The sequence below is a fragment of the Acinetobacter wuhouensis genome, assembly GCF_001696605.3.
Classification (GTDB): Bacteria; Pseudomonadota; Gammaproteobacteria; order Pseudomonadales; family Moraxellaceae; genus Acinetobacter; species Acinetobacter wuhouensis.
This window is the reverse complement of the sequence record NZ_CP031716.1, coordinates 109,970-123,429: the sequence shown is the minus strand read 5'-3', so window position 1 is coordinate 123,429 and position 13,460 is coordinate 109,970. Positions and strand designations below refer to the sequence as shown.

Annotated in this window: 11 protein-coding genes; 8 read left to right on the top strand and 3 right to left on the bottom strand. The window is 37.7% G+C overall.

Going from position 1 to position 13,460, the window contains the following annotated elements:
- The first annotated feature begins 6 nt into the window (after positions 1-6).
- From BEN71_RS01200 to BEN71_RS01190, 3 genes are all read left to right on the top strand, one after another.
- The gene (locus BEN71_RS01200) at positions 7-1,326 is read left to right on the top strand and encodes a DUF445 domain-containing protein (protein WP_068973038.1); all 1,320 of its coding nucleotides are present in this window, start codon (positions 7-9) and stop codon (positions 1,324-1,326) included.
- 162 nt (positions 1,327-1,488) lie between these two features.
- Positions 1,489-1,737: a hypothetical protein gene (locus BEN71_RS01195; protein ID WP_068973039.1), complete on the top strand. Its 249-nt coding sequence runs from the start codon at positions 1,489-1,491 to the stop codon at positions 1,735-1,737.
- 68 nt (positions 1,738-1,805) lie between these two features.
- Complete coding sequence (locus BEN71_RS01190; protein ID WP_068973044.1) at positions 1,806-2,954, top strand: DNA cytosine methyltransferase; 1,149 nt, start codon at positions 1,806-1,808, stop codon at positions 2,952-2,954.
- A gap of 7 nt (positions 2,955-2,961) precedes the next feature.
- On the opposite strand, the gene BEN71_RS01185 is transcribed toward BEN71_RS01190, so the two are convergent.
- Positions 2,962-3,714, bottom strand: coding sequence for a TdeIII family type II restriction endonuclease (locus BEN71_RS01185; protein ID WP_068973040.1), 753 nt, complete (start codon positions 3,712-3,714; stop codon positions 2,962-2,964).
- A 235-nt stretch (positions 3,715-3,949) separates the two neighbouring features.
- Between BEN71_RS01185 and BEN71_RS01180 the strand changes: the two genes are divergently transcribed.
- The 3 genes from BEN71_RS01180 to BEN71_RS01170 all read left to right on the top strand — a co-directional run bounded on the left by BEN71_RS01180 (position 3,950) and on the right by BEN71_RS01170 (position 8,201).
- Positions 3,950-5,284 carry an ISNCY family transposase gene (locus BEN71_RS01180; RefSeq protein WP_039255483.1) on the top strand — a complete coding sequence of 445 codons (1,335 nt, stop codon included), beginning with the start codon at positions 3,950-3,952 and terminating at the stop codon, positions 5,282-5,284.
- A 238-nt stretch (positions 5,285-5,522) separates the two neighbouring features.
- Positions 5,523-6,677: a methionine aminotransferase gene (locus BEN71_RS01175; protein ID WP_068973404.1), complete on the top strand. Its 1,155-nt coding sequence runs from the start codon at positions 5,523-5,525 to the stop codon at positions 6,675-6,677.
- Between the two features lie 156 nt (positions 6,678-6,833).
- Complete coding sequence (locus BEN71_RS01170) at positions 6,834-8,201, top strand: MATE family efflux transporter (RefSeq protein ID WP_068973403.1); 1,368 nt, start codon at positions 6,834-6,836, stop codon at positions 8,199-8,201.
- A 36-nt stretch (positions 8,202-8,237) separates the two neighbouring features.
- On the opposite strand, the gene BEN71_RS01165 is transcribed toward BEN71_RS01170, so the two are convergent.
- Positions 8,238-10,514 (bottom strand): YncE family protein, encoded by a 2,277-nt coding sequence (locus tag BEN71_RS01165; RefSeq protein WP_068973402.1) that lies wholly within the window; start codon positions 10,512-10,514, stop codon positions 8,238-8,240.
- A 194-nt stretch (positions 10,515-10,708) separates the two neighbouring features.
- Positions 10,709-11,554 carry an SDR family NAD(P)-dependent oxidoreductase gene (locus tag BEN71_RS01160; protein WP_068973401.1) on the bottom strand — a complete coding sequence of 282 codons (846 nt, stop codon included), beginning with the start codon at positions 11,552-11,554 and terminating at the stop codon, positions 10,709-10,711.
- A gap of 212 nt (positions 11,555-11,766) precedes the next feature.
- Here BEN71_RS01160 and BEN71_RS01155 point away from each other — a divergent pair, with 212 nt between their 5' ends.
- A complete protein-coding gene (locus BEN71_RS01155) occupies positions 11,767-12,438 on the top strand; it encodes a TetR/AcrR family transcriptional regulator (RefSeq protein WP_068973400.1) in 672 nt (223 codons plus the stop codon).
- 276 nt (positions 12,439-12,714) lie between these two features.
- Positions 12,715-13,425: a phosphate regulon transcriptional regulator PhoB gene (gene phoB, locus BEN71_RS01150; protein WP_068973399.1), complete on the top strand. Its 711-nt coding sequence runs from the start codon at positions 12,715-12,717 to the stop codon at positions 13,423-13,425.
- The last annotated feature ends 35 nt before the right edge of the window (positions 13,426-13,460 follow it).

Below are 13,460 nucleotides of genomic sequence, written 5' to 3'. Positions count from 1 at the left end.
CAATGCATGAGTGGAATTGAACAACGTGAATCAACCCATGAGGTTCCAAGCCTAGATCGCAGTAAACGCTTTGCAACGATTGCCTTAGTTGTCGCTGTGGTGGCTTGGTTTGCATTGATTATTTCCGCAAAACTATTGCCTGAATATGCATGGTTTATTCATATACTCATGCTCGGTGCGGAGGCTGGTGTAGTCGGTGGTTTGGCAGACTGGTATGCCATTACAGTATTGTTTCGCAACCCTTTCGGGAAAATTCCAATTCCCAAGTTTTTACGTGATCACACTGAAATTATTCCACGTAATAAAGCCCGTATTGCCGAGTCGATGGGAAAATTTGTTCAAGAGAATTTTCTTTCTCCGCAAGTGGTTGAAAATAGTTTACAGAAAACTGACCTCAGTTTAGCAATCGGACAATGGCTTGCAAATCCAAAGAATAATGGTCAAGTGGTTGAAGTGATTCAGCAAACAGTGCCGAAGATTTTTGAATTTGTGGGGCAGGAACAGATTGGACGCTTTATTCAAAATAACAGTGTGCAATGGGTTCGTAATACCCGTATGAACCAGCTTGCCAGTGAAATGCTTCGCGCTGTGTTGGAAAATGATTTCCATCAAGATGTATTACAACGTGGTTTGGATTTGGCACATGAATGGATGATGAATCATCCTGAAAAAACTCGTGAATTAACCCAACGTTTATTTAAAGAGCTTGGTGTTTCTCGACTTGCCAAAGGTGCAAGTTGGATTGGGATTGATGTTGAAAAGCGCACGATTGATTCAATTATTGAAAAAGTTGAATCGATGTTGGCCGATGAAGATCATCCGATTCGTCAAAAAATTGAAGAAGGTGCAAATCAGCTGATGCTTCAATTGGCGGATAATAATAGCAATGCAAGTCTCCGTTTAAATGAAACCAAGAATGCCTTACTTGACAGCGAACCTGTACTGAATTTTATCAGTGGTGCGGTGGTGATTTTATGTGATGCAGTGAAGTCTGATTTGATGAAGCCTGACTCGGGTATTGCGATGAATTTACGTGTTGCGATTCAGCAAGTCGGTGAAAATTTAATTCAAAATCAGTCTGTTCGTGATCTGTTAAATGATCGTATCAGTGGTATTGCGGTAAATTTGAGTGATCAATATAGCGAGAAAGTAATTAAGTTTATTAGTCAACGTATTCATGAATGGGATTCAACTGAAATGATCGCCAAGATTGAAAATGAAGTTGGTGGCGACTTACACATGATCCGCGTCAATGGTGTTGTTGTCGGTGCTTTTATTGGTCTGACTTTAGGTGTGATTCGTGCGGTGATTGATTTTGTGATTTAAAAAATGTCATTCATTGTCAAAAAAGTTGCTTTGAAATAAATCGGCTCTTTTTATTATCACTATAATAAAAAACTCAAAGCGACAACCTGTGTCGCTCAAATATTGATCTATATTTTATTTAAGCTATGCTCATTGGATTAATTTAATTTCGTGAGTTTTAAAATGTCAAAAAATTCAAAACAAACCTCTAAAGCTATTGGTTCTCTAGCATCAGAAGTTTTACGTAATCCGTCATCTTCCGCTATTCAAAAAGAATTAGCTGGATCTGCTTTATCTCAATCACACTCTAGTAAGCAAACGGGAGCAAATATGGAATCTAAAGCATCTCACGTTCTACAAAGTGAAAAATACAACGATACAACTAAAACTTTAGCTGCATCGGTTCTTTCACAGTCAAATAAAGAAAGATAAACATTTAACAGTGGACCTGGGATTATATTTTTAGTATGATCCCACTATTGTTTTTATGGGATGTTGATGTGAATTATCTCAGTTTTTTTAGTGGTGCTTTAGGCTTAGATCTTGGATTAGAAAAAGCTGGATTTAAGCCATTGCTGTACTGTGAGTTTGACAAAAAATGTCAAGAAACAATCACCTTAAATAAACCTGATATTCCATTAATAGGTGATATTAATGATTATTCTATTGATCAGATTCGAGAAATAGCTGGTTTAACTCCTGACAGCATAATTGATGTAGTCGTTGGAGGTCCACCTTGCCAAGCTTTTTCTACAGCAGGTGCTAGAAAGTCCTTTGAAGATGAACGAGGCAATACCTTCATTAAGTATTTAGACATAGCAACGGATTTAAATGCAAAATACATCGTTATTGAAAATGTAAGAGGACTTTTATCAGCTGTTTATAAACCATCAGAGCATGATGAAGATTCTCTAAAAGAAGCAAAAGGTTCTGCTTTACGATTTGTTGTTGATTATTTGGAAGCAAAGGGTTATGGAGTTTCTTTTAATCTCTATAATTCTGCAAATTATGGGGCACCACAAATTCGTGAACGTGTTGTTATTATTGCTTCAAGGGATGGTAGTAAACTTCGTTATTTGAACCCAACTCATTCAGAGAATGGTGAATTTGGATTATTACCTTGGAAAACACTAAAAGAAGCGATTTTTGACTTACCATCAGAAGTAAATCTATTATGTGCCACTTTTCCTGAAAAACGTTTGAAATATTATAGATTATTAAAATCTGGACAAAACTGGCGAAACTTACCCGAGGAACTTCAAAAAGAAGCTATGGGAAAATCTTACTACTTAGGTGGTGGAAAAACTGGGTTTCTACGTCGTTTAAACTGGGATAGACCAAGCCCGACTTTAGTCACAAGCCCAACAATGCCTGCTACCGACTTAGCCCATCCTAAAGAGGATAGGCCTTTAAGTGTAGCAGAATATGCTCGTATTCAACAATTCCCTGATGAATGGAAATTTGCAGGAAAAACAATAGATAAATATAAGCAAATTGGTAATGCTGTTCCATGTGGATTAGGGCAAGCTATAGCAAAGACTATTTTAGATCATGCAAAAGGACAAGAGCATATTCCGCCTAATGGATTCCCATTTTCTCGTTACAAATTCACCAATGAAAGTAACTGGTATCTAAGCTTTAAGAAATAACTATATATCAAAACATTAGACGTGTTTGTTTCCCAGCTTCTTCAAATACGTCTAATAATTCTTCATAAAAACCTATTCCGCCTAAATGATCCCAATAATCTTTTCCAATTAAGACACATGCATCTTTTTTAAAGTCGAAAATATTAGCAGGTGCTTTGTGAGCATAGTCAGATCTATCTTCTCCATAAGGATTATAATAAAGACAAAAGAAAGTATTACATGTTGGATCAGCAACTTTTAAAGATAATAAATCTTTTTTTGCTTGGGCTGTTTGATCAATATTTGGCTTTACTGTTTTGATACTTGCATAGTTATGAGCTCCATCCCTAAACCAATAAAGATCACTAATGATGCGTAAATTTTCAAAAGGATGGGATTGTGTCACATGAAGACTTGATAAAGCAGATACTTCATTATTCCAATTTGGAGTAGCTAAAGAGGTTTTAGGATCTCTTAGATTATCAATAAGCTTTGATATTGATTGTGATTTTATTGAAGGAATACTTACATTACTAACAAATTGATTTCTAACATTACTTGCACCATTGTATTTAAGCACTTCTGCAGAAATTTTTTCAATAGCACCTTGTCCAAAAGACGTACTGAATGACCTTTCAAAGCGACTACTAGTAAGTAAATTTTCAGATAAAAGAGCTGCATGAAAAGGTCTATGTGTATCTTCACTATCCATTCGTTGAACTGTTCTTTGAACTGTATCAATTAGAATATCTGAGATAAATTTTTTTAAGTCAGTATGCATTGCGCTTGGAACTCATTGTTAAAAGTTCTGTAATACTACTGAAACCCTAATAAAAAATGCATATTAACAAACAACTAATTTGAAAAAAGTTTAAACAACTACAATAATTATTTAACATAAAATCTCTTATGCGAAGTCATTATGTTAGAACCCATTTAAAGTGTCTATATTCTCACCAATAAAAATGTCTGGTTTATGATGATTTTTATCACCATGGACTGGATATAAAATATAGATGCTGATCACTATGTCTGACAAAGAAATTCAACGTCTTGCAGTTCTGCAAGACGTTCGAGATCATCGTATTACCCAAGTCCGTGCTGCTGAAATCCTGAATCTTTCCACCCGTCAAATTACCCGGTTATTGCAGAAGCTCAATCAAGATGGTGTTTCAGGCATGACGCATGCCAGTCGTGGTCAACCGGGCCATCATCGCCATGACGATTTATTAAAATCGCAATGTCTTTCCATTATTTCTGAACATCTGCTGGGCTTTGGACCTACCTTGGCGCATGAGAAGCTCAGCAGCATGTTTGACCTGAATATCCCGGTAGAAACGGTTCGGCGCTGGATGACTGCAAATGACCTTTGGATTCCGCGATCCAAACGTCTAAAACGCCCATACCAGCCACGCTATAACCGTGATTGCTTCGGTGAGCTGATCCAGATTGATGGCTCATATCATGACTGGTTTGAAGGAAGAGCCACCAAATGCTGTTTGCTGGTTTATATCGATGATGCTACCGGCAAGCTGTTGCATCTGCGCTTTTGTGAGGCTGAAACGACCTTTGACTATATGCTTTCAACCCGAGCCTACATTGAGCAATACGGCAAGCCCTTGGCCTTTTACAGCGATAAACACTCGGTATTCAGAGTGAATCAGAAATCCAGCCAAGACAGCAAGATCACGCAATTTGGGCGGATTCTGAATGAGTTAAACATTGATATTATCTTCGCCAACTCCCCACAGGCGAAGGGTCGCGTAGAGCGAGCGAATAGAACCCTTCAGGACCGTTTGATCAAGGAGATGCGCCTGGAAGGCATCTGTTCGATTGCAGAAGCAAATGCCTGGTTGCCCTGCTTTATTGAGCAGTTCAATCAGAAGTTCGCCAAATGTGCGCGAAACTCAAAGAACCTGCATCGTCCATTAACCGAATCTGATCTTGAACTGGATGATATTTTTACCTGGCAGGAACCGCGTAAGGTCACCAAGAACCTGACGATTACCTATGACAAATGTATTTATCTGCTTGAACCGACAGAGCTGAATCATAAGCTTGCTGGGCAATACATTGCATTTCTGGAGTATCCGGATGGCACTGTGGCCCTCATGCATGAAGGACGAAAGCTCAACTACAGCATCTTCAATAAATTGGCTGGGCTACAGCAAAATGAGATTGTTGAGAATAAACGGTTAGGTTCAGTCCTGGCGCATATTCAACAGCAGCATGAAGAACTAGAAAAACAGAATAAACGTTCCCGGGCCAAGAAAAGTATGCCAAGTCGTAAAGCTCAGAAAGCTGTTGTTGAACAAAGAAACTTAAATCCTGTGCTTGACTCTTGTGGTTAAAAACAGGACATTTTAAATGGTTTATCGCATAGACATTTTAATTGGTGAATAACACATTATCCATACTATACAACTCATAATAGATAAGAAAAATTAGACTTGGAAATAGGAAAAGTATCTCCAAAAATTAAATGTAACAAAATTTTACTATTCCAAAAACATAAAACCAAAACCAATTCACCCAGTTTCACTGACCTGCTACACTTTCCTCCAACACATAAACAATATCAGACGAGTCATGATCGAAATCCACTCTAAACTCCCTGCACAAGGCGTGACTATTTTCAGCATCATGACCGCGATGGCACAACGCCTCAACGCACTGAATCTATCACAAGGCTTTCCCGACTTCCCTGCACCCCCCGATTTACTTCAAGCACTCAGCCAAGCAACCCTCGATGGCTATAACCAATATGCAGCTGGAGATGGCTTACTCTCACTCAGAGAACAAGTCACACAACTTTTTTTAAATCGCGATCAATTACAACTTGATCCTGTCACAGAAATTACCATCACACCTGGGGCAACCATTGGACTGTTCAGTGCCATTCAGGCGATCGTCCATGCAGGTGATGAAGTCATCATTTTCGACCCAAGTTATGAAAGCTATGCGCCTAGCATACAGTTGGTTGGAGCTAAACCAATTCATATAGCCCTAAATGCACCTGACTTTTCTGTGGATTGGAATCAAGTTAAATCTGCTATCACAGACAAAACCCGCATGGTGATTGTGAATACACCACACAATCCAACAGGGGCAATTTGGTCAAAACAGGATTGGCTCAATTTAATTGAACTCATTCAAGATAAAAATATCGTTGTGCTGTCTGATGAAGTCTATGAACACCTCATTTATGATGGCGAAAAACATTATTCAGCACTGTCATTTCCAGAACTACGAGAACGTAGTTTTGTCGTTGGCTCGTTTGGTAAAACTTTTCATGTGACAGGCTGGAAAACAGGTTATTGTGTGGCTGCACCTGAGCTGATGAAAGTCTTCCGCCAAATTTATCAATTTGCCAATTTCTGCGGGGTTACACCTGTACAAATGGCACTTGCCAACTATATGCAACAACATCCTGAACATATTTCAGGGCTTTCTAGCTTTTATCAGCAAAAACGTGATCTATTTAATTCAGGCATTGCGGACTCAAAATTCAGCCTCATTCCATCAAAAGGGACATTTTTCCAAAATGTCGATTACAGCAATATTCGCCCAGATTTAAACGATGTTGAGATGTGCAAATTCCTTGCCGAAGAACATAAAATCGTGGCAATTCCTGTATCGGTTTTCTATAAACAAGCACCTGAAAATTTACGTTTGATTCGTTTTTGTTTTGCAAAAAAAGAGGAGACTTTAGTTCAAGCCTGTAAAATTTTAAATCAAGTTTAACTTTAGAAACGTACTAAAAACCAGAATAAATTATCAAAATAAGATATTTATGAATAATTTATGGAGCCTGAGTTACTCAAATACTTAGGCTTTTTTACGCATGTTGTTATATGATCAAGGAGATAAAGACAGACGAAATTGACAGTAGAATAAAAGATGCCAGCTCGCCCCGACATGCTTCACCAGCCCAAGTTTTGGAAGGTTTTTTTAATCTTTCTAGGTCCACTCATTTTAACCAATATTTTGCAAAATCTGTCGGGCACGATTAATACCATTTTTGTTGGGCAAATGCTTGGTGTTGATGCGATTGCCGCCATCGCTGTCTTTTTTCCTATTTTATTTTTACTACTTGCTTTCGTGATCGGTTTATCCACAGGCGCAACTGTTTTAGTGGGTCAGGCGTGGGGCGCCAAAAACACTGAAAAAGTCCGTACCATTGTCGGTACTCTGCTCTTTATGACCATCATTGGTGGAACGATCATTGCAATTTTGGGTGTGGTTTTTGCCAAACAAATTCTTATGCTGTTAGGCATTGATCAAAGCATCATGCATCTTGCCTTGCCCTATGTGCAATGGATGCTAATGAGTAGCCCATTTCTGTTTATTTATATTACCTATACCTCGATTCTCCGTGGCGTGGGTGACAGTACAACACCTTTACTCGCTTCGGGTTTAACCATTTTAATCGGTGTGATTATTACGCCATTGCTGATCGGTGGCTATTTCGGTTTTCCAAAACTCGGCATCATCGCCCCTGCGATCGCTAGTGGTTTAGGATTTCTTGGAACATTGGTTTTTCTTTATATTTATTTAAATAAAAAAGATCATGTACTTAAACCTGATTTTGCGATGATCCAACATCTACGTTTTCACCCTGAGTTAAGCAAAACCATTTTAAAACTAGGGATTCCGACAGGTATTCAGATGATCACTAATTCTGTCGCAGGATTGGTTGTCATTGGTTTGGTCAATAAACACGGCGCACATGCAACCGCAGCTTATGGCGCAGTCAATCAGGTATTGAATTATATTCAATTCCCTGCGCTATCTATTGCTATCGCGGGTTCTATTTTTGCAGCGCAAGCCATTGGTGCAGGCAAATCCGAATTGTTATCTAAAGTCACCAAAACAGCATTAGTCAGCAATATTGTGATCACTGGCTCATTGGTTATTTTGGCTTATATCTGTTCAAAATACTTGATGGCCCTGTTTATTACCGATCCTTCTGTAATTGAACTAGGGCAACAGCTTTTATTTATTGTGTTGTGGTCAATTTTATTCTTTGGTGCGAGTGCCATTTTTGCCTCAATCATGCGTGCGAGTGGTACGGTCACTGTCCCGATGATTTTCAATATCTTGGCAATCGTCTTAATCGAAGTCCCATGTGCTTACTTATTTAGCCAATGGTTCGGTTTAAAAGGCATTTGGTATGCGCTTGCACTGACTTTCTTTAGTTTGTGTCTCATGCAAGGTTTGTATTATCAATTTGTATGGAAGAAAAAGACAATTAAGGCTTTGATCTAAATGTGGATTCACATACATTTAGATCAATAAATAGCATTATTCTTTTGAATAAAGATCAATGACATCAAGTTTAGAATGACTTAAAAGCTTGCTTTTATTGCTTTCCAAGATTTGTTGCGTATTTGATTCTTTTAGATCAATTATCATCACTTGAGCAGGAACAGATGCGTCATCGATATACCCTCTCTCCAAGAGAATCAGAATTTTTCCATTTTCAAGTAATTCAACTTTTGCAGGTTTGCTTGGTAATTTGAGTGTTACTTTCTCGCTATCTTGTTGTCTTTGATCTACAAGATTGAGCAGATAAAGATCCAAATTTTCCGCTTTAAAAGCAGTGTTTAAGTCATCAAATCGGCTAAAGTTTGCCTGTTCAACATAATATAAATAATCATCTCCCAAATATCCCATCAATACTGGTTGAGTCTTAGACGCAAGATCCTGATAACGATGATAAATAGATGTATCTGAATCAGGATCTTTTTCTTTAAATGCATCTTCCTCAACCAGAATTAAATTGACCGCCTGAGCCACACGGATGTCATAAATTCCAATCTGTATTGTGGAATCATGATAAAACTCGACCACAGAACGATAGGGATCGACTTGATATAGCACTTTTTCAGGAATGTCATAATTGAGTTCGTAAAAGCTAAAATCATCCGTATTCATATAAATATAAGGATGATCTGACCAATCGCCCAAAATACGAATCGCTTTCTGATCAGGCTCAAAGCTCATGCCGATTTCACGGCAAAAATGCTCTTGATAATTATCAGGCAATGCCACAGTTTTGACGTTGCCTGATTTTAATTGAATGCGTGAAATACTATTACCCACACCATTGTATACATATAAATTTGACCCTTTCGCATCCAATAAAATTTTTCGTGGATAACGTCCAACTGCAAACTTTTGTACGACTTGTTGAGTTGCCAAATCGATTGCAAAAACTTGGTCATAATCTAAAGAAGTTACATAAGCGGTTTTTCCATCATGACTCAATACCAGATCTGTCGCACCTACGCCACGACACATATTGTGATCACAACCATCTTCCTCTCGTGGCAGTCGATGCTCATAAATCAATTCTTCTTTTAAAGACTTCAGATTGAAACGGTAGACCGCATTTTTCTCCGTTTCGGTATAGTACAGATCATCACCATAACGCTTAAAATCTGCCATCGAATTCATATTTTGAATCGGTGCAATTTGTGAGGGAACTGGCGCGACAAAAACATGCTGATCATAAAATTTTCTTACCTCTGTTTTACGTTCAGCACATTCATTTAAAAATTGTTGTTTTGGTTTTTCGACATAATAAGCAATTTCACTAAAGTCATCACCTCTCCAAAGATAAGAACAATAAGAAGTTGCTCCTTTTAATTGATCCATCTCTTGCTCTAATGCCGAAGATTTTTGCTGCGCTTCTTGTTCAGAAGGAATTACCGCCAATAATGCTTTTACTTTCTTTATATTTGCTTCAGTCTGAGCTGCTCGTTGGTATTGTTTTGCATAGCTTGAAGCATGTTCAGCATCATAATTATCTAGTTCATGATAAGTTGCGATGAAAGCATCATAGGCTTTTATGTTGGCAGTTAAATAATGCCCAATCGCCAATGCCTGTTGATTTAAATAATTAATATTTTCTTGATGTTGCTTTCTTACCCGCTTCGACACAATTGAACCAAATTCATCCAATTTTTCTTGGTACTGATCAATGTGTTTGGTTAACTGCAACAATTTTTCCTGTTGTTTCTCTTGCACTTCTTTCATATCGTTTAATGCATAACGATAATTACTTCCCTGCTCATCATTAAACAATGGATATGGCTGATCAATCTGAATGTTATTTAAAATCACCTGATTGAATTCAACATAAGGGCTAAGTGCCTTTTGAATCTGTGCAAATTCAAGATTAATTTGAGTTAAATCTGAATACAACATCGCATCAAGTTTAGATAAGCTTGGATCAATTTTACGTGCTTGCGTGTTCGACAATGTCGTTTTGTATAAATCTAAATATTGTGCCGATCGGGTAAAATATTTCGTCCAAAATTGTCTATTTTTATAGTCTTCTATAAATCCTGAATATAGTGAATCATCCGCATCTATTTTAAAATATTGCGGATATAAGCGTTCTACATCAGCTCTAAATGATTCCCTAGATTCCTCAGCGTCTGGTTCTGAATGTACATGCTCGCCCATACTTGCAGCAGCATAAGCAGATGCCGATACATCTTCTGATGCTGCATAACTAAACTGACCAATAGATAAAATAATGCCTAAACTGAGGGCTAAATATGTTTTTTTCATGTCTTACTCGATTCAAATTATCTTTCTAATAAAAATAAATATTTAATTTTTCGAGCACATCATAACAAACTATTTTATGAATCCCAAATTTTAACCACAGATCAAAAAAATTAATTTTTGCTGCTATTTAAAAAAAAAGTGAATTTTAAGCAAAAAAAAATCGCCCAAATATGGCGATTTTTTCTAAAATTTAATTATTTTGGTTCAAAACGCTTGGTTAATTTAGTTAAACCAGTCGCCAGTTTTTGATAACCTGTTGGTAATAAACGCTGCGCTAAATCAACAATAACCGCATCACCACCAATCAATAAACGACGTTTATCTGCAATCACGGCATCCAAGATTTCTTGAGCCGCTTCAACTGCTGGCTTACGCAATAATTTATTAAATGCTTTTGCAGATTTATCAGGATTCATGCCCAATGATTTTAAACTGTCATTCATACGAGCATCATTGGCGATGTTGGTACGAATACCACCTGGATGGACACAAAGCGCACTCACACCGCACTTCTCAATATCAAGCTCTTGGCGTAATGATTCCGTAAAACCACGTACCGCAAACTTCGTTGCATTATAACCAGACTGCGTTGGTTGCGCGGTTAAGCCAAAAATACTTGAGGTATTAATGATATGACCATCACCTGTTTTCTTAATATAAGGTAAAAATTCTTTGGTACCGTAAACCACACCCCAGAAGTTGATCCCAACGATCCACTCAAGTTCTTCATAGCTTTCACCTTCAACGGTAGCGCCGAGTGCAACACCAGCATTGTTGAAGATCATATTAACAGAACCATGATTTTGAACAGTTTCTTCTGCCCAAGCTTTCATTTCTTCTTGTTTTGCAACGTTTACTTTTTTCGTTGTTACACGAACATTATAAGGCTTTACCAACTCAACAGTTTCAGCCAAGCCCTTTTCATTCACATCACTAATCGATAAATGGCAACCTGCTTTTGCAAGTAAAACAGCAAGTTGTTGTCCCATACCAGAGCCAGCACCAGTAATTGCAGCGACTTTGTTTTTAAAATTTTTCATTGTCTATCCTTTTTTAAATTCCGCACACAAAAATACAAATATGTGCAGCTCTCATGCACAATATAATTTTGACAATTCATATTGTCAATATTATATTATCAATTATCCGATGTTTTTTTATACAAAAATAACAGAATAGGTTTCAATGGCTTTTATTGCTAAAATAGCCGCTTCTTTGTGACAATCGATCATGACACGAGTATTTTTTTAAGATGACTGAGCAAACTTTAACTGAAAAGAAAACCATAAAAACAACAAAAGAACGTCAATTTAAAGGCATGTCTCTGTCTGAGCGTAAACTTGCACGTCGAGAAAAATTAATCGAAGCGGGGATTGAAGCCTATGGAAATCATGGTTTTTTTTCTGTGACGGTCAAAGACATTTGTAATGAAGCAAAACTGACTGAACGCTATTTCTATGAATCATTCAAGAAAAGCGAAGATCTTTTTCAAACCATTTTTTTACAACTCATTGAACAATTACAACAAACTGTTATGACAGGTGTTATGCAAGCTGCACCTGATCCAAAAAATATGATTCGAAGTGGTCTCACTGCAATTTTTACCATGTTAAAAGATGATCCACGCGTTGCTCGTATTATTTATGTGGATGCCATGTTGGTTCAAGAACTGCATAATCACGCCACCATCCATGAAACCATGGGACGTTTCGATCGTTTAATCCATTCCTTTGTCACGTTGATGTTGCCTCATATTGAGCGCAGTGAACAAGAAATATCCCTTGTTGCGACTGGACTGAATGGTTATGTTACTCAAATCGCCATTCGTTGGGTGATGGGTGGCTTTAAACAATCCCTCGATGAAATTGTTTCAGCCTGTGAAACCGTATTTGTCTCATTAATAGATTCATTTTCCACAAAATAGTTTTTACTTTTAATCATTTGAGTTAAATTAGCTTTGTCATCAAACTGTCAAATTTTAATTATTTTCAAATCATTAAAGACACTTTTACTGAAAAATAAAAGTGACTTATTGTTCAAATGTCATAGTTCATTCATCAGAATGGCATTTTTTTGTCACATTTTTTTGCAAAAAAGCACCAACATCTCCTTTTTGCAATGATACTGTCATAATTAATCTTTGTAATAAGCCTGTCATAAATAAAAAACGGTACACCGTTCATACATAGGATATTGCGTTGTGAAAGATGACTATATATTAATCGTCGATGACGAACTTCCGATTCGAGAAATGATTCACACTTCATTGGATATGGCTGGTTTCCAATGTTTACAAGCTGAAGATGCAAAACAAGCCCACCAAATGATCGTTGACCAACGACCAGCTTTGATTCTACTCGACTGGATGATGCCTGGTGGTGTCAGTGGTGTAGACTTATGTCGTCGCTTAAAGCGTGATGAAAATTTGTCTGAAATTCCTGTCATCATGTTGACTGCCCGTGGTGAAGAAGACCATAAAGTTCAAGGTCTAGATGCGGGTGCAGATGACTATATGACCAAACCATTCTCAACACGTGAATTGGTTTCTCGTATTAAAGCAGTATTACGTCGTGCCAATGCACTCAGTGGTGAAAAAACCATTGATGCCAATGGCTTAGTCCTAGATCCTGTTAGCCAACGTGTTAGTTTTGGCAACAGCATTTTAGATATGGGACCAACGGAATATCGCTTATTGGCATTCTTCATGACCCATCCAGAACGTGCTTATACGCGTGCTCAATTACTTGATCAAGTTTGGGGTGGCAATGTCTATATCGAAGACCGTACCATTGATGTACACATCCGTCGTTTGCGCAAAGTACTTGAACCTTATGGTGCTGACCGCTATGTACAAACTGTCCGCGGAACAGGCTATCGCTTCTCTACACGTGCAGATGTTGCTTTAGGCTAAATATTTTCAAAGCAATGATTCTCTAGGTAAAAAAT